The organism is Streptomyces sp. NPDC000983 (assembly GCF_040299205.1).
Taxonomy (GTDB): Bacteria; Actinomycetota; Actinomycetes; order Streptomycetales; family Streptomycetaceae; genus Streptomyces.
This window is the reverse complement of sequence record NZ_JBEPBM010000009.1, coordinates 122222-143211: the sequence shown is the minus strand read 5'-3', so window position 1 is coordinate 143211 and position 20990 is coordinate 122222. Positions and strand designations below refer to the sequence as shown.

Annotated in this window: 17 protein-coding genes and 1 tRNA gene; 8 read left to right on the top strand and 10 right to left on the bottom strand. The window is 73.8% G+C overall.

Translation table 11 applies throughout. The features are described from left to right. From ABT296_RS13080 to ABT296_RS13060, 5 genes are read left to right on the top strand one after another with little or no spacing between them, the layout of a single operon-like run. The gene (locus tag ABT296_RS13080) at nt 1-372 is read left to right on the top strand and encodes a hypothetical protein (RefSeq protein ID WP_351926377.1); all 372 of its coding nucleotides are present in this window, start codon (nt 1-3) and stop codon (nt 370-372) included. A 47-nt stretch (nt 373-419) separates the two neighbouring features. Continuing rightward, complete coding sequence (locus tag ABT296_RS13075) at nt 420-1544, top strand: hypothetical protein (protein WP_351926375.1); 1125 nt, start codon at nt 420-422, stop codon at nt 1542-1544. Beyond that, nucleotides 1541-2101, top strand: coding sequence for a DinB family protein (locus ABT296_RS13070; protein ID WP_351926373.1), 561 nt, complete (start codon nt 1541-1543; stop codon nt 2099-2101). The genes ABT296_RS13075 and ABT296_RS13070 overlap by 4 nt, the downstream gene beginning before the upstream one ends. After that, nucleotides 2101-2907 carry an N-formylglutamate amidohydrolase gene (locus ABT296_RS13065; protein ID WP_351926371.1) on the top strand — a complete coding sequence of 269 codons (807 nt, stop codon included), beginning with the start codon at nt 2101-2103 and terminating at the stop codon, nt 2905-2907. The genes ABT296_RS13070 and ABT296_RS13065 overlap by 1 nt, the downstream gene beginning before the upstream one ends. 56 nt (nt 2908-2963) lie before the next feature. After that, on the top strand, nt 2964-4187 hold the full coding sequence (locus ABT296_RS13060; RefSeq protein WP_351926369.1) for a cytochrome P450: 1224 nt from the start codon (nt 2964-2966) through the stop codon (nt 4185-4187). 231 nt (nt 4188-4418) lie between these two features. Here ABT296_RS13060 and ABT296_RS13055 read toward each other — a convergent pair whose 3' ends face one another. Genes ABT296_RS13055 through ABT296_RS13045 form a run of 3 tightly spaced genes read right to left on the bottom strand, consistent with a single transcriptional unit; the run spans nt 4419 to nt 6981 of the window. Next, nucleotides 4419-4910, bottom strand: a complete 492-nt coding sequence (locus ABT296_RS13055; RefSeq protein WP_351926367.1) for a hypothetical protein — start codon at nt 4908-4910, stop codon at nt 4419-4421. Continuing rightward, the gene (locus ABT296_RS13050) at nt 4907-5545 is read right to left on the bottom strand and encodes an RNA polymerase sigma factor (RefSeq protein WP_351926365.1); all 639 of its coding nucleotides are present in this window, start codon (nt 5543-5545) and stop codon (nt 4907-4909) included. The genes ABT296_RS13055 and ABT296_RS13050 overlap by 4 nt, the downstream gene beginning before the upstream one ends. Beyond that, the gene (locus ABT296_RS13045) at nt 5542-6981 is read right to left on the bottom strand and encodes a S8/S53 family peptidase (protein ID WP_351926363.1); all 1440 of its coding nucleotides are present in this window, start codon (nt 6979-6981) and stop codon (nt 5542-5544) included. The genes ABT296_RS13050 and ABT296_RS13045 overlap by 4 nt, the downstream gene beginning before the upstream one ends. Nucleotides 6982-7090: 109 nt before the next feature. On the opposite strand from ABT296_RS13045, the gene ABT296_RS13040 reads away from it, so the two are divergent. Beyond that, entirely contained in the window at nt 7091-9697 is a 2607-nt protein-coding gene (locus ABT296_RS13040; protein ID WP_351926361.1) for a CHAT domain-containing protein, read from the top strand. Between the two features lie 762 nt (nt 9698-10459). On the opposite strand, the gene ABT296_RS13035 is transcribed toward ABT296_RS13040, so the two are convergent. Next, the gene (locus ABT296_RS13035) at nt 10460-12226 is read right to left on the bottom strand and encodes a LuxR family transcriptional regulator AbsR2 (RefSeq protein WP_351926359.1); all 1767 of its coding nucleotides are present in this window, start codon (nt 12224-12226) and stop codon (nt 10460-10462) included. 97 nt (nt 12227-12323) lie between these two features. Here ABT296_RS13035 and absR1 point away from each other — a divergent pair, with 97 nt between their 5' ends. Further along, on the top strand, nt 12324-13409 hold the full coding sequence (absR1, locus tag ABT296_RS13030) for a beta-glucuronidase AbsR1 (protein WP_351926357.1): 1086 nt from the start codon (nt 12324-12326) through the stop codon (nt 13407-13409). 181 nt (nt 13410-13590) lie between these two features. Here absR1 and ABT296_RS13025 read toward each other — a convergent pair. Together ABT296_RS13025 and ABT296_RS13020 are read right to left on the bottom strand one after the other, a co-directional pair. Further along, nucleotides 13591-13664, bottom strand: a tRNA-Pro gene (locus ABT296_RS13025). A gap of 44 nt (nt 13665-13708) precedes the next feature. After that, entirely contained in the window at nt 13709-15151 is a 1443-nt protein-coding gene (locus tag ABT296_RS13020; RefSeq protein WP_351926355.1) for an MFS transporter, read from the bottom strand. A gap of 163 nt (nt 15152-15314) precedes the next feature. On the opposite strand from ABT296_RS13020, the gene ABT296_RS13015 reads away from it, so the two are divergent. After that, entirely contained in the window at nt 15315-15893 is a 579-nt protein-coding gene (locus ABT296_RS13015; protein WP_351926353.1) for a TetR/AcrR family transcriptional regulator, read from the top strand. A 109-nt stretch (nt 15894-16002) separates the two neighbouring features. On the opposite strand, the gene ABT296_RS13010 is transcribed toward ABT296_RS13015, so the two are convergent. From ABT296_RS13010 to lhgD, 4 genes are all read right to left on the bottom strand, one after another. Beyond that, nucleotides 16003-17037, bottom strand: coding sequence for an Ldh family oxidoreductase (locus ABT296_RS13010; protein ID WP_351926351.1), 1035 nt, complete (start codon nt 17035-17037; stop codon nt 16003-16005). Nucleotides 17038-17049: 12 nt separating this feature from the next. Further along, a complete protein-coding gene (locus ABT296_RS13005) occupies nt 17050-18750 on the bottom strand; it encodes a thiamine pyrophosphate-dependent enzyme (protein ID WP_351926349.1) in 1701 nt (566 codons plus the stop codon). Between the two features lies 1 nt (nt 18751). Further along, nucleotides 18752-19612 carry an amidohydrolase family protein gene (locus tag ABT296_RS13000; RefSeq protein WP_351926347.1) on the bottom strand — a complete coding sequence of 287 codons (861 nt, stop codon included), beginning with the start codon at nt 19610-19612 and terminating at the stop codon, nt 18752-18754. 129 nt (nt 19613-19741) lie between these two features. Further along, nucleotides 19742-20977: an L-2-hydroxyglutarate dehydrogenase gene (lhgD, locus tag ABT296_RS12995; RefSeq protein WP_351926345.1), complete on the bottom strand. Its 1236-nt coding sequence runs from the start codon at nt 20975-20977 to the stop codon at nt 19742-19744. Nucleotides 20978-20990: the final 13 nt, after the last annotated feature.

Sequence of the window (20990 nt, the reverse complement as noted above, 5' to 3'; positions counted from 1 at the left end):
TTGTCCAGTCTTTCCAGAAGATCCCTGCTCGGTTACTCCGGTACGACCGCGGCGGGCGCGGTCCTCGGCAGCGCGGCCTCGGCGCAGCCGGCCCAGGCGGCGGAGACGGGGGCCGCGGGGGCGGAGGCGCAGGCCGCGGAGGCCACGCAGTTCGCGCACGACACGTACTTCACCGGCCGGGCCTGGACGAACACCGGTAACGACACCAACGCGGAGGTGCAGATCGAGTTCCGCGTGACGAACTCGGAGACCCCCGCGTCGCTGCGCATCAGCCCCCTCGAACTCGCCGCGCTGCTCAGCGAGTTCGCGGAGTCCCGGGGCTGGCCCCCGATCACCTTCTACGGCGATCCGGCGCCGGTGGCACTGAACTAGCCGGGGCGCACGACCCGTTGTCAGTGCCCTCCCGTACCGTCTGCTCCATGTCGATCAACGTGGAGTCGCGGGGCTCGGTCCGGCTGCCGGGCGGGAGGGCGCTGGTCAACGGCTTCGCCCTGGACATCCGGGGCGGCCGGGCGCCGCGGGCGCTGCTGGCCGACGGGCCCGAGCTGGCGGTCCACGACCTGCATGAGGTGTTCGCGGGTGAAACGGCGCCGCTCGCCGTCTTCCCGCTGCCCTGGCCCGGCTGGGACCGCGGCGTGCACTCGGTGAGCCCCGACGCCGGCTTCGCGGTGTTCTCCGGGCAGCGCGCGGTGCGTGCCGTGGGAGCCGGCGGCGAGACCCTGTGGGAGTACCGGCACGCCTGCTGGGGGCCCGAACTCGACCACCCCCACACGGGCGACGAGCAGGAGGTGTGCCGCGGCCTCGAACACGGCTCGTGCCGGGTCTCCGACGACGGCCGGTTGGTCTGGGCGCACGTCGTACTCGCTCCCGAGGAGGGCGGGTTCCAGGAGTACTGGGTCGTCCTCGACGCCCGCGACGGACGCGAGCTGGCCCGGCTGCCGCTGGACGGTGCCGCCTCCGGCTCCCACCAGCTGTCCCACCCGGACGGCGTCCACATGGGCCTGTGCGTCGGCATGGGCCAGGACGGCGTCCTGCTGCACTGGGCGCGCCGGGACGGCGAGCGGCTGACCGGCTGGGACCTCAACGACTCCATGGACCGCATCCTGGCCGGCGTCCACCCCGCGCACGAGGGCTTCCTGACCGTCGAGCACTACGGCTCGGACCTGATCCTGCACGCGCTGGACGGCACCGTCCTCGCCGAGCGCGAACCCGATCCCGATCCCGATCCCGGCGACGACGAGGACCCGCCCTGCTGGGACCACGGCTGCGGTTTCGTCGACGCCGGCACCGTCATCGCCTCGACCCTGGAGTCCGACGCCGACCACGACCGGGCCCGGCACTGGCTCCTGGACGCCCGCACCCTGGAGATACGGGGCACGGTCACCTATCCCAGCGGCGAGGTGGACAGCTTCGTGAGCCCCCTCGGCGACGGGACCTGGCTGACCTACGACGACGCGAGCGGGACGCTCCACCGCTGGGCCCGCGCGGCCGACGGAAAAGCGGTTGCGGGCCCGGGGCCCGGGTCAGCAGGGTGGGGAGGATGAGCGACGTACCCGAGCGGTGGACCCAGGCGAGTGTGTACCCCGACATGTGGGCGGACCCGGGCGAGGACCCCCGCGACAACGACGGGCCCGGTCCGGACGGCGAGCTGGAGACGCTGCGCAGCGTGCTGCGCGACTTCCGGCTGACGCTGGAGATGAAGTGCCAGGGCCTGGAGCCCGAGCAGCTCGCCCTGCGGTCGGTGCCGCCGTCGACCATGTCGCTGCTCGGCCTGGTCCGTCATCTCGCCGAGGTGGAGCGGGACTGGCGCAACTGGATCGTGCCCGGCGACCCGCAGCCCAAGCTGTACGGCGTGCGGGACGCCGACTTCGACGGCGCGGCCGGCACCCGGGACCTGGTCGACGGGGCGTTCGCCGACCTCGCCCGCGAACAGGCGGCGACCGACGCGGAGTTGGAGCGGTACTCCGACCTGGGCACCCGGGTGGGCGAGGACCGGAACTCCGTGCGTGAGCTGTGGGTCCACCGCATCGAGGAGTACGCCCGCCACTGCGGCCACGCCGACCTGCTGCGCGAGTGCGTCGACGGCCGGGTGGGCCAGTAGTGCCGCAACCACCGCGCCCGGCCGGGGCGTTCACACTGGCCGCCGGTGCCGCGGACTCCCCCGTCCTCCTCCATGTCCCGCACTCCGCGCGGGAGATCCCCGACGACGTACGGACCTCCATCGTGCTGGACGGCCCGGCCCTGGAGCGGGAGCTCGACCACATCACCGACGCGCACACCGCGCGGATCGCCGAGACCGCGGCCGGGGCGTGCGCGCTGACTCCGTGGGTCTTCGCCAACCGGCTGTCCCGGCTCGTCGTCGACCCCGAGCGGTTCCCCGACGGGCGGGAGGAGATGCTCGCCGTCGGCATGGGCGCCGTCTACACGCACACCACGCACCGCGAGGTGCTGCGGGCGGCGGGCGCCGATCCCGAGCCGCTGCTCGACCGGTACTTCCGGCCGTACGCGCGGGCCATGTCCGAGGCCGTCGCGGGGCGGCTCGCGGCCACCGGGCGGGCCGTGATCGTCGATGTGCACTCCTACCCGAGCCGTCCGCTCCCCTACGAGCTGCACGGGGACGGGCCGAGGCCGGAGGTCTGTCTCGGCACCGACCCCTTCCACACCCCGCCCGCGCTGCTCGCCGCGGCCCGGGAGGCGTTCGCCGGGTGCGGAGACGTCGGCCTCGACAGCCCCTTCGCGGGGACGTACGTGCCGCTGGAGTTCTACGGGACCGATCCCCGGGTGAGCGCTCTGATGGTGGAGATCCGGCGGGACACCTACATGAGCGAGCCGGGCGGGCCGGCCGGCCCCGGCCTCACCCGGCTCGCCTCGGCACTGACCGCTCTGGTGGACGCGCTGCCCGGTTGACCTCGGCTGGAGCACTCCCGGGCGACAGCCGGGCGGGCGCCGGTGAGGGTGGGGGCATGACCGACGACACCACCACGCTCACCGGCCGTGACGGGCCTTTGGTCCGGGACTGGCCCGCGCGCGATCTGAACGGCACGGACTTCGACCCGGTCCTCGCCGAGCTGATGCGCGAGGGTCCGCTCACCCGGATCCGGCTGCCGCACGGCGAGGGCTGGGCGTGGCTGGTCACCCGGTACGAGGACGTCAAGGCCGTCACCGACGACCCCCGGTTCAGCCGGGCGGAAGTGACGATCCGTCAAGTGACGCGGACGGAAACGGACTTCAAGCCCCGCCCCGGCTCCCTGGCCTTCGCCGACCCGCCCGACCACGACCGGCTGGCGCACCCGGTCTCGGGGGCCTTCACGGTCGGCGCGATGAAGCGGCTCAGGCCGCGCGCCCGGCGTCTGCTGGACGAGGTGATGGACGGCGTCGTCAAGGAGGGGCCGCCCGCCGACCTCGTGGAGCGGGTCCTGGAGCCGTTCCCCCTCGCCGTGGTCAGCGAGGTCATGGGGGTGCCGGTCGCCGAACGGGACCAGGTGCACGACTGGACCCGGCGGATCGTCTCCCCCTCCGGGGACGCCGAGGACGCCGAGCGGGCCAGGGACGGCCTGTACGGGTGGATCACCGACACCGTGCGGGCCCGGGCGCACAGTCTCGGCGACGACGTGTACTCGCTGCTCGGGGCCGCCGTGCACCACGGCGGGATCAGCGAGACGGAGGCGATCGGGCTGGCCGGCCCGCTGCAGACCGGCGGCGAGGCCGTCACCCACAACTGCGGGCAGATGCTGTACCTGCTGCTCACCCGCCCCGAGTTGATGGAGCGGATGCGGGACCGGCCCCAGGATCGCGGCCCCGTCGTGGACGAGCTGCTGCGCCACATCCCGCACCGCGGCAGTGTGGGCCCGGCCCGGATCGCCCTGGAGGACGTCGCACTGCACGGGGTGCGGATCCGGGCCGGTGACCCGGTGTACGTGTCCTATCTCGCCGCCAACCGCGACCCCGGGGTCTTCGCCGAGCCGGACCGGATCGACCCCGACCGGGTGGCGCCGCCGCATCTGGCGTTCGGCAGCGGCCCGCACCACTGCACGGGCGCGGTGCTCGCCCGGCTGCAGAGCGAGCTGCTGCTGAACACGCTGCTGGAGCGGCTGCCGGGGCTTCGGCTCGCGGTGCCGCCGGACGAGGTGCCCTGGCGGCGCGGGACGGTGATCCGCGGTCCGCGGTCGCTGTCCTGCGCCTGGTGACCCGGGCGCAGGGCGGTGACTCGGGCGTGCCTGATAGTTCGGGCGTGCCCGGTGACACGGCGCACCCAATGACTCGAGCGCGCCCGGTGACACGGCGTGCCCATGACTCGGGCGGGCCCGGTGACACGGCGTGCCCGGTGACTCGGGCGTGCCCATGACTCGGGCGGGCCCGGTGACTCGGGCGTGCCCGGTGACTCGGGCGGGCCCGAAAATTCAGTCGTGCCCGGTGATTCAGGCGCAGAGCCACGGGGTGACGACGACCTCCGCGCCGGTCCGCAGTCTCAGCGCGAACGGGCCGGTGGGCGCCTCGTCGCTGCTGAAGCGGCCCATCGCGTCGGCCGTGAGGGCCGGGGCGGCCGACTGGGGGCCGCTGAGCACCTCGATCCGGGCCGGCTGGGGCGGCAGTACCTGCCCCATCAGCCCCTCGCCGGTCACCTCGACGTCCACGGTGACCTCACCCGCGCGGAAGGTCAGCATCCGCGGTACGTCCACGGCTCCCCTCACCGGGATGGCGTCCACCACCGAGTCGAAGGTCAACTCGGCGATGCGGGCGTCGAGTTCGAACAGCGCGTAGGCCTCGACGGCGATCCGGTTCAGTTCGGCCGGTACCGGGTCGAGGATGGCGGCGGCCCGCCGGAGCTCCTCCTCCAGCAGGGCGTCGTCGAAGTCCGGTCCCTCCTCGAAGGCGTCGAGGGGATCGTCGTTCAGGTCGTCGTCGTTCACAGCGCTCCCCGTGCGTCGAGTCGGGCCCGGAGCCGGCGCAGACAGCGCTGGCGGAGCGGACCGATGCTGCCCACGGCGATCCCGAGGGCCCCGGACACCTCCTGGTAGCTGGGTGGCGGCGAGGCCATCAGCACCCGCAGCAACTGGCGGCAGCGTTCGCCGAGTTCCTCGAACTCCTGCCACAGCCGGCGGACGCGTTCGCTCTGCGCGGCCGCCTCCTCGGAGTCCAGGAGGGTCTCCTCGGGCGTACGGTCGTCGCTGACCCGGTCCAGCAGCAGCGGGTCGTCCGTCGGCGTCAGCCGCTTGAGGCTCTTGAGGACCTTCAGGGACTCGTGGCGGGCGGTGCTCGCCAGCCAGGAGCCTGCCTTCTCCGGTTCGCGGATGCGCCCCAGGTGCTGGGCGAAGCGGAACCAGACGGTCTGGTACACCTCGTGCGCGTCGGCGTCGGAGAGCCGGTGGGCGCGCACCACCGACCACACCAGTGGGCTGAGTCCTTCCACGAGCGCTTTCCAGGCCGCCGCCTCACCGTCGACGGCGGACTGGACGAGCGCGCCGACATCCGCACGATCCACTGCCCCACCCCTCGTGTACGGCAAGACATCGTACGCCGTGGAGGGGGCGGTTCCGGCCCTCATGCCGGAGGACTGAGCGGCACGACGGGAACCGGGCGCCAGGTGGGCGGGCACAGCGCCGGCACATGCGCCCCGCGCACCTCGGCGAACTCGGTGTTGGAGGAGATCAGTTGGCCGCGGGCGGCGCGCGGGTCGGTCTCCTTGTGCGCGGTCATGTGCGCGGCGACCATGCCGGCGACGACGGGGGTGGCGAAGGAGGTGCCGCTCCAGTGCGCGAACCCCTCGAACATCACCTGGTCCGGCTTCCCGGTGGCGGCGACCGCCCGCTCCTCGCTCAACAGGCCCGTGTGGCGCGGGGACTGACAGGTGCACACGTAGGCGAAGCCGTACCGGCAGGCGTCGTAGGTGGAGTGCTGGTACACGTACGGGACGGGCCGGTCGAAGCCGGTGAGGGAGCTGGTCAGGCGCTCGCCGGGGGCGTACGCCTTCACCCAGGAGCCGTGGTTGCTGAAGCAGGCGCCGTACTCGCCGTCGCCGCGCAGGGCGCCGATGGACAGCACCGAGTCGGCGTACTCGGGGAGTTCGGCGTAGGCGGCCGGCCAGAACGGGGTGGCGCTGGCGTTGTTTCCGGCGGCGGCGACCAACAGGGTGCGCTGGGTGCGCAGTTCCCGCATGAAGGCGTCCAGGCCGAGCAGTCCGTCGGTGCGGCCGTTGGAGGTGCCGGCGGAGAGGCTGAGGATGTCCGGCCAGCCGCCGTGCTCGACGGCCTCGAAGAGCTTGTCGCCGAACTCGGACTCCAGGATGGCGCCGGCGTCGTTGAGCGTGTTGCGGACGGTGATCGTGGTGTTGGGGGCGACGGCGGCGACGAGTCCGGCGATGAACGTGCCGTGTCCGACGTACTGCTGGAGGATGCCGTCGTCGTCGCACTCCTTGATCTGGAGGTCGCCGTCGGTGTGCGCGAGCAGGGGGTAGGAGCGGTAGTCCTGCATCAGGCCGGTGTCGACGACGAGGACGCCGACGGCGGTGTCGGGGTCGTGGACGCCCTCCGCGGCGGACGGGTTGGGCCGCTGGGTGAGCGGGGCCGGCACGGGCTCGTCGCCGGGGCAGGCGTTCACCGCGATGGAGACCACGTGGTTGCGGCTGACCAGCCGGCGCCCGGCGCGGCCCTCGGCGGAGCGCAGGGCGCGCAGCGCGCCGGCCACGGCCCGGTCGCCGCGGCGGTCGCCGTGACCGGGGTCGCCGACCTGGATCCGGGTGATCCCGGACCGGTTGGTCTCCGGGCCCGCGCGGCGCACCTGGTCAGAGGTGAGGCCGGTGAAGGCGGTGAAGTGCTCGCGGACGGTGTCCTCGACGACGCGGGCCTCCTCCCCGTCCCGGGCCAGCACGACGCCCTTCTCGTAGAAGAACTCGGCGGAGTCGTCGGGACCCATCGCCAACGGCACGTCGGGCATGGAGCGTTGGATCTGGTCGAACTGCTCGTGGAATCGCTGTGGTGCCATGACGTGTCCTCCCGTTGAGCGACGGTTCGTCAGACAGAGTCCCCGGGCCGTCGATTGATACAGGGCCAAACCTGTGTGGCCGCCAGGAGTGAGCACTACCATCCGTAGGGTGACCGCGGGAAGCGACTCGGTTCTCCAACTGCTGCCGAAGGTGTTCGCCGCACCCGGGGAGGCTCTGGCCGGGGCGGAGGAGGTGCTGGGCGCCGATCCGTCACCGCTGCACGCCTCCGTCGCGCATCAGGTGATCGGCATCTGGCAGCGGGACTTCGGGGATCTGAGGCTGGCGCTGGAGCATCTGCGGCGGGCCCGCGATCTCGCGGCGCGCGCGGACTCCGCGGAGCGCGAGGCGGACGTCCTGGGCACGCTCGGCGTGGCGCTCGTGCACGCGGGCCGCACCCGGCAGGGCCTGGCCGCGTTCGAGCGGGGGGTCGCGCGCGGCACCGGGCACACGCGGGCGCGGGTGCTGTACCGGCGGGCGTACGTGTGGTGGGTGCTCGGTCATCACCGGGAGGCGCTGGAGGACGTCCGGCGGGCGATCCCGGTGCTGCGGCAGGCGGACGACGTGATCTGGACGGCTCGGGCGCTGACGCTGCGGGCCACGGTGCATCTGGCGCTCGGCACGGTGGAGCGGGCCGACGCCGACTTCACGGCCGCCGAGGCACTGTGGGACACCACCGGCCAGGAGCACGACAAGGCGGACGCGGTGGAGAGCCGGGGGCTGGCCGCGTTCCGGGCCGGGGACATCCCGGCCGCGCTGCGGCTGCTGGACGAGGCGGAGGAGCGGTACGCCAAGCTCGGCACGCCGACGTTCATGCTCGACATCCGGCGCTGCGAGGTGCTGATGGCCGCCGGGCTCGCCCCGGAGGCGCTGACCGCGGCGGACGCGGCGATCGGGGTGCTCGACGGGATCGGCGGGCAGTCCACGCGCAAGGCGGAGCTGCTGCTGGTCGCCGCGCGGGCGGCCCGGCTGACGGGCGACGAGCACACGGCCGTGGCCCGGGCCGCGCTGGCGGTACGGCTGTTCGCCGGGCAGCGGCGGACCTGGTGGGAGACGCACGCCCGGCTGGTGCTGATCGAGGCGCGGCTGACCGCGGGGCGGGCCTCGGGCCGGCTGGTGGCGGACGCCGCCTCGGCCGCGGACCGGCTGGCCGCGTTCGGTGCCCCGGCGGCACCGGAGGCGTCGCTGCTCGCGGGCCGGATCGCGCTGGCGCTGGGCTGGCGGGCGGACGCCGAGCGGCACTTGGGCGACGCGGCCCGCAGCCGGCACGCCGGTCCACCTCTGGCGCGGATGACGGGCTGGGCGGCGCAGGCGCTGCGGGCGCGGGCCGCGGGGTCAGGGCGAGGAGTCCTGGAGGCGTGCCGGCGCGGCCTGGACGTCCTCGACGACCACCGTACGACGCTGGGGGCCTCGGAGTTGCGGGCCCGGGCCACGGCGCAGGGCGCCGAACTCGCCGCGCTGGCGCAGCGGGTGAGCCTGGACTCCGGCGGTCCGCGGCAGTTGCTGGTGTGGAGCGAGCGCTGGCGGGCCACGGTGCTGACCGCTCCGCCGACCCTGCCGCCCGCCGACCCCGCGCTGCAGAGCGGGCTCACGGCGTTCCGGGAGATCGCGGCCCGGGCGGAGGCCGCCCGCATGGAGGGGCGGCCGGTGCCGGCGCTGGAGCGCGAACAGCGGCGCCTGGAAAGGGAGATACGCTCCCGGACCCTGCACATGCGCGGGGCGTCGCCCGGTGGCGGGGACCGCTTCGACCCGGCCCGGCTGCTGCGGCACCTCGGCGACCACACCAGGCTCGTGGAACTGGCCGTGGTGGACGGGCGGGTGCAGGTGCTGCTGTGCGCGCAGGGCCGGGTACGGCGGTTCGAGGCCGGGCTGCTCGCCGACGCGGAGGTCGAGGCGGAGCATGTGCAGGCGGGGCTGCGGCGACTGGCGCATCCGGGGGCCGAGGGGCGGCTTCCGGTGGTGGAGGCGGCGGGCCGGCGTCTGGAGGAGCTGCTGCTGGGGCCCGCGGCGGCGCATCTGGGCGGCGGGCCCGTCGTGGTCGTACCGCCGGGACGGCTGCACCGGGTGCCGTGGGCGCTGCTGCCGTCGCTGCGCGAGCGGGTGGTCAACGTGTCTCCGTCGGCGAGCAGTTGGCTGCGGGCGCGGGAGACGCAGCCGCCGCCGGGCGGCCGTCAGGTGCTGGTCCGCGGCCCCGGTCTGGCCAGCGGGGGCGCGGAGGTCCCCGAACTCGCCGACCGGTACGGTGCGCCGACGCTGCTGGAGCAGGACGCCGCGGGTGTGGAGCGGGTCTTGCGGGAGCTGGACGGGGCCGCGCTCGCGCACATCGCGGCACACGGCACGTTCCGGGCGGACAGTCCGCTCTTCTCCGCGCTGCGGATGTCCGACGGGCCGCTGATCGTGCACGACTTCGAGCGCCTCGCCCGCAGCCCGTACCGGATCATCCTCTCCTGCTGCGACACCGCCCGCTTCGCGTCGGTCGGCGCCGACGAACTCCTGGGCCTGGTCACGGCGTTGCTGCCGCTGGGCACGGCCGGGGTGGTGGCGTGCAGCGCCCCGGTCAACGACGCGGCAGTGGTCCCCCTGATGGTCGCCCTGCACAAGGGCCTGAGCGCCGGCCTCTCCCTGGCCGAGGCCCTGCGCGACGCCCGCGCGGCCCTGCCGTCGGACGCGATCCACCAGTCCACGGGCTGGGCCTTCACAGCCTTCGGAGCGGCGTAGACCCCTCCGGGAGTCCGCTGTCCGACCACGCCGGCCCACCGGTTCCCCCGGGCCGCCACCCGGCCCACGGGGGTGTCGGCCGGGGCCTGTGGTCCACCCGCGTCGGGGCCACGGGCACCGGGCGTACGAGCCCGCCGCCGGAGGCGCGGGGCGCCTGGAGGGTCCGGTCCAAGGGCCGGAGATCTCGCCGTCGTCGCATGTCGGAGGGCGTGCCCACGCGTCAACTCGTCGCGGCCTGTTCTGTCGGGCGCCGAGGAGAATGCCCGACGGGACCGATCGCACCGGCCCCTGCCGTCGCGTGCCGCGCCGGACACTCCTGCCCGGAAGGGCCAGGGCCTGATACCCGTGCTCGGGGTCCCGTTGGCTGCTCGGCATCCCCGCGCGGGTTCCGGTGGAGTGCGGCAAGCGGGGCGCGGGGCCTGAAGGGGTGTGGCGTCGTGCTCGCCCCGCTGCGAACGCGGCACGGCCCTTTCCCCGCCTGGGGCGTGGTGGGCTCGGTGGGCACCGGGCCGGTGCTGCCCGGGTCCGCTGCCGACAGGTCCGGGGTGAGGTCGAGGACCGGGCACTTGGACGTGCCAGGGCGGGTCCGGGTCCGGGCGTGCAGGAGTCTGTTGAGGGCCGGGCACACCAGGCGCGTCGAGGCATGGTCGGGGGGCATCCCGGGCGCACCGCGGTGCGGTCGGACCCGGCGCCCAGGCGTGCCGGGGTACGGGCGAGGGCCGGGCACCCGGGCGTGCCCGGCCCCTCGGGGGCGGTCGCGGGTCAGGCCGGCTGGTCCAGCAGGCAGGGGAGGGCGCCTCGGTCGCTCGCGCCGAGACGGGCGTACGCGCTGTAGAGGTGGTTGCCGACCGTGCGGACGGAGAGGGTGAGGCGTTCGGCGATCTGGCGGTTGCTCAGTCCCGCCGCGGCCAGCGTGACGATCTGCCGTTGGCGGGCGGTGAGTTCACCGAGGACCAGGCCGGAGAGCGCGGGTGTGCGGGCGCCCTGGCAGCGGCGGGCCAGGGACACCGCCCGGGTGCGGGAGCTACGGGCGGCGCGCGGGTCGCGGTGGGCCCGTACCGCCTGGGCGTGCGCCTCGGCCGCGTACAGCAGCAGCCCGCGCTCCTGGAGCGCCTCGGCTGCGCGGTCGAGCGCGGGTCCGTCGCCGCGGGCGAGCGCCTCGGCGTGCTGGGCGAACACCCCGTCGAGGCGTCCGGCGGCCCGCTCGGGCGCGCCGAGGCGTACGGCGTCGTACGGCTCGACGGTCGCGAGGGCCGCGTCGATGTCGCCGCGGACGACGGCGGGCCAGCCGGCCCCGGCGTCGGCGGCGGCCGTGAGTTCGCCCGACTGGGCCACGGCGAGGGCGAGTTCGTCGCCGCAGCGCGGGTCGCCCGGGGTGTCGAGGAGCCCTTCGTGGGCCCATGCCTCGGCCTCCTTCAGCCGCCCCCCGATCCGGGCGAACCGCGCACGCACGGCCGCGTAGCGGGCCGGGACCCGGACGCCCTCGTCCACCAGCCACTCCCCCACGGGCGCCGAAACGGCCCGTACGTCGGCCTGGCGGACGCTGTGCCGCAGGAGGGCCGTCTCCGTGTCGAGGGCCGCCGCGCACTGCTCGGGGGTGCGGGCCAGCCGCCTCGCCCGGAGCCCGCCGGCCGCGGCCCGCAGCACCGGGCCGTGCAGGGGGTGGGCGAGGCGGACGGCGCCCCGGTCGTCGATGCGGATCAGGCCGTCGGCCTCCAGGACTTCGAGGATCCGCAGATCGAAGGCGTCCATGTCCGGGGCTAGGGGCTCGTCGAAGGCGACGCGTTCGAGGGTCTCGCGCTCCTCGGGCCGGGCCCGGTCCAGGACGTGCGCGGCGCGCTCGCGCACGGTGGCCGTCAGGGGCAGCGGGCCGCGCCAGGCGCGGGCGTCGGAGCCGGGTACCGGGGTGAGCAGCCCACGCTCGCGCACCGCGCCCAACAGGTCGCGCAGCAGCCGTAGATCGCCCTGGCACAGCCGGTGCAGGCGGTTCACGGTGAGGGGTTCCAGGCCGCCGCCCGCCTGGGTGGCGAGGAGTTCGGCGGTCTCCTCCGGGGGCAGTGGGTCGAGGGTGAGGCGGGGCAGGAGTTCGCCGGTCCACAGCCGGGTGATCGCGCCGGGCGCGGGCGGGCCGTCGGTGGCGACCACCAGGAGCCGGGTGCGGCCCTGTACGGCGAGCTGGTGGACGAGGGCGGCGGAGGAGTCGTCGAGCAGGTGTGCGTCGTCGACGATCAACACCCTTACCGAGGAGAGGAGTTGCATGGCGCGGTGCAGGGTGACGCCCTCGGGGAGCAGGTGCGCGAAGGCGGCGAAGGGGATGGCGCGGGCCTCGGGCGTGCCGGCCACCCTGGCGCAGTCGCCGCCCCGGGTGGCCTCGGCGACGAGCCGGGTCTTGCCGCAGCCGGCGACACCGGTCACGACGATTCCGTGGCGGCCGGCGGCCAACGCCCGTCGGATCAGCTCGACTTCGCTGTCCCGTCCGGTGAACGGCCAGGGCAGTTCGAGGGTCTTCGCATCCCGTTCGAATGTCATCACACCCAATAGAGTCCGGTTACTCAGCCCTGATACAGGGCGACTTGAGTAGCCCCCGACTCAGGCGCGGGGCGGCCGGGGGCGGCAACCTTGCCCCATGACCGCTCGCTACTGCTCCCTCGCGCAGCAGTCGGCCCCCGTTCCGGCACCGGGGCTGACCGCCGAGCGGCAGCGCGCGCTCATCGGCGGACGCCGGATGTGGGTCAACCACACGGTCCTGCACTACTACTTCTTCGACGGCGACAGCGACGCGTCCACGATGTCCGTACCGGGGACCGGGGGGTCCCGGAAGGTGTCGTGGGTCGGCTCGAAGGAGCAGCGGGACGTGGTGCGCGAGTGCTTCCGGGAGTGGCAGGACCTCGGCATCGGGGTGTCGTTCACCGAGGTCGCCGACCGCTCGGAGGCGGAGGTACGGATCGGGTTCCAGCCGGGTGACGGTTCCTGGTCGACGGTGGGCAAGGACGCGCTCCAGGTCGGCCTGAACGAACGGACCATGAACTTCGGCTGGGACCTGACCGCGCCCGGGGAGCGCGGGACGGCCCTGCACGAGATCGGGCACGCGCTCGGCATGCTGCACGAGCACCAGAGCCCGTTCGCCGGCATCCACTGGGACGACGAGGCCGTCGTCGCGGACCTGGCGGGGCCGCCGAACTTCTGGAGCCGGGAGACGACGTTCTTCAACATCCTGCGCAAGCTCGACCCGGACGAGGTCAACGGCTCCGTCTGGGACCCGCAGTCGATCATGGAGTACCCCTTCGGGGCGGGGCTCATCCTGGAGCCGGAGCAGTTCCGCGGGGGCCTGAACCCGCCGGGCACGCTCTCCCCCGCCGACAAGGAGTACGTCCTGCGCTGGTATCCGTCGGCCGGTGCTCCACGACCGCCCGCGCTGGTGCCGTTCCGCTCGGCGCCGATCGCTCTCGGCCCGGGTGAGCAGGCCGACTTCACCGTCGAGCCGCCGGAGACCCGCGAGTACACGGTGGGCACCTTCGGCGACAGCGACACCGTCGTGGTGGTCTTCGAGGAGCGGGACGGGGAACCCCGCTACCTCACCGGCCAGGACGACGGAGGCACGTCCGGGAACACGAATATCAAGGCCCATCTCGTCAAGGGCCGCCGCTACTTCGTCCGTGTGCGCCTGTACTCCGCCTGGGGGTCGGGGGAAACCGCGGTGATGTGCTGGTAAACGGCACGGGTGCAGCCGCACACGGACGAACGGACCACCAGTCCGGCGCCGGGGGAGCTGCCGGTGACGCCACCTTCGGGGGAGGGTGACGTCGCCGGCAGCGTCATGCCGTGCGGACGGAGCCGTAGGCAAGAAAAAAAAGATCCTCGCGGGCTGTCGCCCGCGAGGATCCTTCGTACCGTCGGGACGACAGGATTTGAACCTGCGACCCCTTGACCCCCAGTCAAGTGCGCTACCAAGCTGCGCCACGTCCCGGTCTGCCCGTCTCGCGGTGACCCGCGAGAACACGCAGGTAAACCTTACCGTACGCGGCCGGATGCTCCGGTCTGCCGGGGCAGCGGGGCGGGTCCGCGGACGGTCGTCGCGGGGCGGGGAGCGCGGCCGGCCGGGACGAGGAGGGCGGCGAGGGCGGCGGCCAGGCAGAACACGGCGAGCAGGGCGAAGCCGTGGGTGTAGCCGGACTCGTACGGCAGGCCGGAGGGCTGGAGGCTGCCGGTGACCAGGACTCCGGTCACGGCGGCGCCGAGGGAGCCGCCGATGGTGCGGATGTTGGCGTTCATCCCGGTAGCCGCGCCGGTCTGCTCGGGCGGCACGCTGCCGACGACGATGGTGGCCATGGAGGCGAAGGCGAGTCCGATGCCGAGGCCGAAGACGCCCGCGACGACCGCGACCTGCCACTGCTGGTCGTGCCACAGGGCGAGGAAGCCGCAGGCCACCGCGCCGAGCGCGGCCCCGGTGACGAGCAGCGCCTTGGCTCCGACGACGGGCTGGAGGCGGCCGCCGAGCACACCGGAGAGGAACATCGCGACCAGCATCGGCAGCATGAGCAGTCCGGACCGGGTCACGCTCGCGCCGAAGCCGTAGCCGGCGGAGCCGGGGGTCTGGACGAAGCCGGGCAGGAAGGACCAGATCGCGTACATGCCCGCGCCGAAGAGCAGGGCCGCAGTGTTGGTGGTCCACACCGCGGGCAGCCGCATCACCTTCAGGTCGATCAGCGGGGTGCGGGAGCGGGTCTCGGCACGCAGCCACAGGGCGAACAGCGCGAGCGCGGCGGCGAACAGGCCGAGCACACGGGGCGAGCCCCAGCCCCAGACGGTGGCCTGGCTGATCGGCAGCAGCAGGGCGACGAGCCAGCCGGAGAGCAGGACCGCGCCGGCCCAGTTGACGCCGCCGCGGGCCCGGGTGGCGGACTCGGGGACGTAGCGCAGGGCGATCAGGGTGGTCACGGCGACGACGGCGACCGGGATCCAGAACAGCCAGCGGTAGTCGAGGGCGGTGATGACGGGTCCGGCGGCGACGATGCCGACCCCGCCGCCCGCGGCGATCACCGCGGAGAGGTTGCTGATGCCGCGGGGGACGTCGCCGGGGGCGAACTCGTCGCGGATGATGCCGAAGGACAGCGGGAACAGGGCGCCGCCCGCGCCCTGTACGACGCGGGCGGCGATGAGGACGCCGATGGACGGCGCGAGGGCGGCGAGCAGGCAGCCGAGCGCGACGACCGTCAGGACGGCGACGAGGGTGCGCTTCTTGCCGACGAGGTCGCCGACCCGGCCGAGGATCGGGGTGAACACCGAGGCGGAGAGCAGGTAGGCGGTCATCACCCAGGTCGCGGTGGACTGCGAGGTGTGCAGCTCCTGCTGGACGATCGGCAGGGCCGGCGCGATCAGCGACTGGAGCATGGCGAACACGGCGGCACCCGTCGCGAGGACCGCGAAGGTGAGCCGCGTGGAGGAGCGGGGCATGAGGAGCCTCTCCGGATACGGGCGGAGTGCGAGCGGGGAAGTGGGGCCCGCGTGGGCGCGCGGGCCCACGGCGGACGGGACCCCGCACTGATAAAGTGGAGGTACACCTCCACTCTAGCGGAGGCTACCCTCCGCTTCAACCGTGCCCTCCGGGAGGCAGCCCGTGACCGCCCAGCCGTTCCCCGTCACCGAGATCGTGGCGGCCCGGCGACCGCACCGTAAGGACGCGGCGCGCAACTACGACGCCCTGCTCGCCGCCGCCCGGGAGGCGTTCGCCGAGAAGGGCGCGGAGGCGTCCCTGGAGGACATCGCCCGCCGGGCCGGCGTCGGCATCGGCACCCTCTACCGGAACTTCCCCACCCGTCGCGACCTCTTCGAGAGCGTGTACGCGGGCGAGGTGAACGACCTCGTGGAGATCGCCGGGGAGGTCGCCGCGCTGGAACCGTGGCCGGCGCTGACGACCTGGCTGGAGCGGTTCACCGGCTACATGGTCACCAAGCGGGCGGTGCGCGAGGCCCTCGACGACCAGTCGGAGATCTTCGACGCCTGCCGGGACTCGATGTACGCCGCGGGCGGGCCGCTGCTGGAGCGGGCCCAGCGGGCGGGCGTGGCCCGCACGGACATGGACTTCGGGGACCTGCTGCGCATGGTCGCCGGCATCACCGCGACGACCTTCGTCGACGACGCCCAGCGCGACCGCGTCCTCGCCATCGCGCTGGACGGGGTGCGCACGGGCCGCTGACGGCACGACGCCGCCACAGCACGAGGAGCGCCGCTGCCACGTTTCGTGGCGGCGGCGCTCCTCGCCGTCGGCCCCGGCCCTCCCCCGTCGGGGGCCGGGGGCCTCGTTCTCACGCGGGCGGCGCGATACCGAACCTGCCCGCGGCCTCCGTCAGCTCCCGCCAGACCTTCGGCGCGACGGGGATGCCCTCCTCGGCCCGCCCGGCGGCCACGGCGGCACTGCGCTCACCGGGGTAGTGCACGCCGTCGTCGCTCGGCAGGCCCTTGAGCGTGGACAGCGTCGCGTCGACCGCGGCCGTGAAGGCGTCCGGGTCGCCGAAGGCAGCCGGGTCCACGGCGATGAGCAGCGCGTTCTGCCGGTGCTTGCGGCCCTGGGGGTCGTCCGAGTGGAACGCGGAGAAGATCGGCGCGCCGACCAGCACGCTGGTGAGGAGCTCGAACGCGAGCGACATGCCCGAGCCCTTGGCGCCGCCCAGCGGCAGCGGCATGACCGCCTGCTCGGGGTCGGTGGTGGGCGTGCCGTCCTCGGTGGCGGCGGCACCCTCGGGCAGCGGGGTGCCGTTCGCCCGCGCCTGGCGGATCCTGCCGAGCGCGATGGTGGCGGTGGCCATGTCGAGCACCAGCGGGGCGTGCTCCTTGGCCGGTACGGCGACGGCGAGCGGGCTGGTGGCGACGGCCGCGCCCTTGGCGCCGGTGTAGCCCATGTTGGGCATGCCCGCCACGAACCCCAGTCCGACCAGGCCCTGCTGGGCGATCCGGGACACGTAGTAGCCGATGGCGCCGGTGTGGACGGTCCGGCGGACACCGACCGAGGCGATGCCGGTCGTCCGGGCCCGCCGGACGGCCTCGTCGGCGGCCGCACCGAGCGCGACGGGGCCGGGGGCGCGGTCGGCGTCCAGCACGGCCGCGGCCGGGGTGGTCGACTCGATCCTGATCTCGGGCCGGGCGTTGGCGACGCCCTTGGCCAGCAGCTCCAGATAGGCCGGTACGCGGGCGATGCCGTGGGATTCGACACCGCGCAGGGCGGCCCAGACGAAGACGTCGGCGGTGGTGCGGGCGTGCTCGGCGCTCAGGCCGCCCTGTTCCAGCAGGGCCGCGGAGAACTCCCGCAACTCCTCCGCGGGCACGAGCTTGCGGTCGGACATGGTTCTCCTTGATCAGCGGGTGACGAGGACGTCGACGACGGCCGTGGTGCCCTCCGCGACGGCCTTGAGGGCACGCTCCAGGGCGGGCCCGAGGGCGTCGGGCGCGTCGACGGTCTCGGTGTGCATCCCGAACGGCTCGGCGAACCCGGCGAGCCGGGGCAGCCGGTGCAGGTCGGTGCCGAGCCACTCCCCGGTCTCGGCGGCGGCGCCGTCGGGGTAGAAGCGCCGGTGGTTGAGGTTCATCGACTTGTAGACACGGTTGTTGAACACGACGATCAGCAGCGGCAGTTCGTAGGCGCGCGAGGCGTCGTAGGAGGGGATCACCGGGTTGTAGGTGAAGGCCCCGTCGCCGATGGTGAGGACCACCGGGCGCTGCCGGGCGGCGAGTTTGACGCCCAGCGCGACCGCCATGCCCTGGCCGAGCCCGCCCTGCACGTAGAAGTACGAGTCGGGGGTGTCGGTGCGCAGGTGCCGCTTGACGACCCTGCTGTGGGTGATGGTCTCGTCGACGACGACGGCGTCCTGTCCGTCGAGCAGCCGCCGCAGTTCCGCGGCGACCAGCACGGGGTCGATGCCCTCGGCGGCGCCGGCCCGTGCCTCGGCGGCGGCGATCGACGCCTGCTCGTCGGCGTGCCGCTCCTCCTGTGCGGCGCGCCGGGCGGTGACCGCCGCCGGGTCCAGGTCCTTCGCCCGCTTGGCGAGCTGGCGCAGGGTGTTGGCGACGTTGCCCTCCAGGTACCGGTCCGCGAAGAGGACCTGGTAGACCACATGCGGGCGCTGGGGCACCTCGTCGATGACGACGACCCGTGCCTTGGACGGGCGGCGGCTCGGCGGGTAGAAGGGCGCCCGGCAGTTCACCAGGAGGATGAGGTCCGCCTCGTCCATCCACGGACCGATGTCGCTGCCGGCGTGCAGGGGGTGGGTGCGCGGGAAGTTCCCGCAGACCGCCGAGTCGGGCTCGACGACCGGGATGTCCCAGGCCTCGGCGAAGGCCGTCAGCGCCTCGAAGCCGTCCGCCTCGCGGCCCGCGGTCTCCGTGACGATCACCGGGTTGGCGGCCTCGCGGATCATCGCCGCGACCGCGTCGGCCTCGTCGGGCGAGCTGTGCGTGGAGCCCGGCGGGACGATCGGCTTGGCCTCGCGGCCGTCCCACTCCTCCAGCAGGATCTCCAGCGGGATGTTCAGGTAGGCCGGTCCCGCAGGGGCCCGCCACGCCAGCTCCGCGGCCCGGGTGATCATCGTGGGCAGGGTGTGGACGCTGGCCGCCTCGTTGGACCACTTGGCGAACGGCTGGGCGACGCCGTGCGGGCCGCCGACGACGGACAGGTTGCGGTACCACTGGCCGCCGGGGTCCTTGCCGGGTCCGTCGCCGTAGGTGGCCGACTCCGAGGAGGTGACCACCATCGGGACACCGGCGAGCAGTGCTCCGTGCACGGCCATCGAGCCCTGGAGCAGGCCGGGGGCCGCGTGCAGCAGCACGCCCTGCGGGCGGCGGGTGATCAGGCCGTAGCCGGTGGCCATGCCCACGGCGACCGTCTCGTGCGTCAGATCGAGGTACCCCGGGCAGGGGGTCCCGTCGCGGTGGTGCCGGGCCAGCGACTCCCACACCGGGGCCCATTCGGACCCCGATGAGCAGAAGACGTAGTCGGCGCCCGCGGCGGTGAAGGCGGAGACGGCGGCGTCACCGCCGTCCAGGTGCTCGGTGTCGTTCATGTCAGCCCTCGATCGGCCAGTTCAGGACCTCGGAGATACCCCGGCCCATGATCCATTCGAGCTCTTCGGGGGTGAAGTCCCAGTGCTTGGTGAACTGCTCGATGGTGTCGGTGTACGTGATGCCGTGGCCGAGCAGGCGGGTGATGTCGGTGCCGTAGAAGCACCGCTGCGGGCCCAGCTTGTCGACCATCTCGCGCACGTACTGCTGGATGTTGTTGTTGGGGAACGGCTGCGTCGAGTAGCCCGGCAGCGCCGAGACCTTGACGTAGATGTTCGGGTGGGCGGCCAGGTCCGCGGTCTCCTGGACCCAGTATCCGATCGCGTCGTCCACGCAGCGGGCCATGATGCCCATGTGGTCGATGATGATCTTCAGCTCGGGGTGCTTCGCGGCGATCTCTCCCAGCTCCCGCTTCCAGATGGGCGCGTGGACCATGGTGGGGATGCCGAGCTCCTCGGCGATCGGCCAGTACCAGTCGTTGGTGCCGTCGATCATCCAGTTGCGGTCGATCGGCCGGTGGAAGGTGAGCCGGGTGCCCTTGACGTGCGGGTTCTGGGCGAAGTCCGCCAGCATGGCCTTGCCCTCTTCGGGCTTGTTCTGCGGGATGCGGGCCATGATGCCGAACCGGTCGGGGTGCGCCTCGCATGCCTCCAGGGCGTAGTCGATGCGGTCGCCCTCCCAGGACGGCGGGAGGATCAGCGCCCGGTTGACGCCGGCCTCGTCCATCAGCTCCAGGGCCTCCTCGTAGGAGAAGGGGTCCTCGCGGTGGCCGTTGAGGCGGATCCGCTCCCGGGCGCCGGGCACCCAGGGGCGGTCCGGGGTCTCTTCCTTCCAGATGTGGATCTGCGTGTCGACGACGAACATGGCTTCAACTCTCTCTTTCGAGCGGGGCGGTGAGGGCTTGCGGAGGGAACGCTAGGCCGGGCGGGGGCCCTTGCCGAGACCTTGGAGCGCAAGCTGTTGTTGCGCGGAATACGGCTCTGCGCAGGGCATTCACTGTTTGCGGGAGCGGTCGCCGGGGCCGCCGCCGGAGCCCTCGCCGAAGACGGCGTCGACGATGTGCTCGGCGATGGCCAGGGAGGCGGTGGCGGCCGGCGAGGGCGCGTTGCGGACGGCGGTGACCCTGCCCTCCCGGTGGACGCGGAAGTCGTCGGCGAGGGTGCCGTCCCGGTCCAGCGCCTGGGCGCGCACCCCCGCCCCGCCGCGCACCACGTCGGCCACCCCGACGTTCGGCATGTACAGGCTCGCGTCGCGCATGAACGCCCGCCTGGACAGCGAGCCGCGGTACTCCTTGACGCCGGTGCGCCAGTGCTGGGCGGCCATCCGCCAGGCCCCGGGGTAGGCGGCGAGCCCCGCCAGGTCCCTCAGCGAGATGTCGCCGAGCCGGTAGCCCTCCCTGGACAGGGCCAGGACGGCGTTGGGGCCGACCTCTACGGTGCCGTCGACACGGGGGGTGAAGTGGATGCCGAGGAAGGGGTAGCGGGGGTCGGGCACCGGGTAGACCAGGCCGCGCACCAGCCGTGCCTTCCCCGGTCTGAGCAGCATGTACTCGCCACGGAAGGGGATGATCCGCGGCTCGGCCCGGTCCCGGGCGAGGCGGGCGACGGTGTCCGACTGGAGGCCGGCGCAGATGATCAGCCGGTCGACCCGCACCCGGTCCGTCGCGGACGCCACCTCGATCGCGCCGGGCACCTCGGTGAGGGAGGCGACGGGGAAGCCGAGCCGGACCTCGCCGCCCGACGCCTCGATGTCCTTGGCGTACTCCCGGGCGATCGCCCTGTAGTCGGTGATGGCGGTGCGCGGCGAGTGCAGGGCGGCGATGCCGCCGGCCTCCGGCTCGATCTCCCGGATCTCCTCCTTGGAGACCCTCCGCAGTTCGGGGACGTGGTTGCCGCGGGCCCGTTCGTAGAGGTCCGCCATGCGGCCCAGTTCGTCCTCGCGGACGGCCGTGACGAGTTTTCCGACCTCCTCGTAGGCGAGGCCGCGCTCCTGGCAGTACTCGCGCAGCAGGGCGACCCCGCGCACGGTCAGCCGGGCCTTGAGGCTGCCCGGGGCGTAGTAGATGCCGGCGTGCACGACGCCGGAGTTGTGGCCGGTCTGGTGGACGGCCACCTCGTGTTCCTTCTCCAGCACCACGACCCGGGTGCCGGGTCGGCGCAGGGCGATCTCGCGGCCGGTGGCCAGGCCCACGATGCCCGCGCCGATGATCCCGATCGTCTCGTCAGCCATCGGCGTGCTCCTT

Coding starts and splice junctions, on each gene's coding strand:
- ABT296_RS13075 (WP_351926375.1), top strand. CDS start 420: ATGTCGATCAACGTGGAGTCGCGGGGCTCGGTCCGGCTGCCGGGCGGG.
- ABT296_RS13070 (WP_351926373.1), top strand. CDS start 1,541: ATGAGCGACGTACCCGAGCGGTGGACCCAGGCGAGTGTGTACCCCGAC.
- ABT296_RS13060 (WP_351926369.1), top strand. CDS start 2,964: ATGACCGACGACACCACCACGCTCACCGGCCGTGACGGGCCTTTGGTC.
- ABT296_RS13050 (WP_351926365.1), bottom strand. CDS start 5,545: ATGAGGGCCGGAACCGCCCCCTCCACGGCGTACGATGTCTTGCCGTAC.
- ABT296_RS13045 (WP_351926363.1), bottom strand. CDS start 6,981: ATGGCACCACAGCGATTCCACGAGCAGTTCGACCAGATCCAACGCTCC.
- ABT296_RS13035 (WP_351926359.1), bottom strand. CDS start 12,226: ATGACATTCGAACGGGATGCGAAGACCCTCGAACTGCCCTGGCCGTTC.
- absR1 (WP_351926357.1), top strand. CDS start 12,324: ATGACCGCTCGCTACTGCTCCCTCGCGCAGCAGTCGGCCCCCGTTCCG.
- ABT296_RS13020 (WP_351926355.1), bottom strand. CDS start 15,151: ATGCCCCGCTCCTCCACGCGGCTCACCTTCGCGGTCCTCGCGACGGGT.
- ABT296_RS13010 (WP_351926351.1), bottom strand. CDS start 17,037: ATGTCCGACCGCAAGCTCGTGCCCGCGGAGGAGTTGCGGGAGTTCTCC.
- ABT296_RS13005 (WP_351926349.1), bottom strand. CDS start 18,750: ATGAACGACACCGAGCACCTGGACGGCGGTGACGCCGCCGTCTCCGCC.
- ABT296_RS13000 (WP_351926347.1), bottom strand. CDS start 19,612: ATGTTCGTCGTCGACACGCAGATCCACATCTGGAAGGAAGAGACCCCG.
- lhgD (WP_351926345.1), bottom strand. CDS start 20,977: ATGGCTGACGAGACGATCGGGATCATCGGCGCGGGCATCGTGGGCCTG.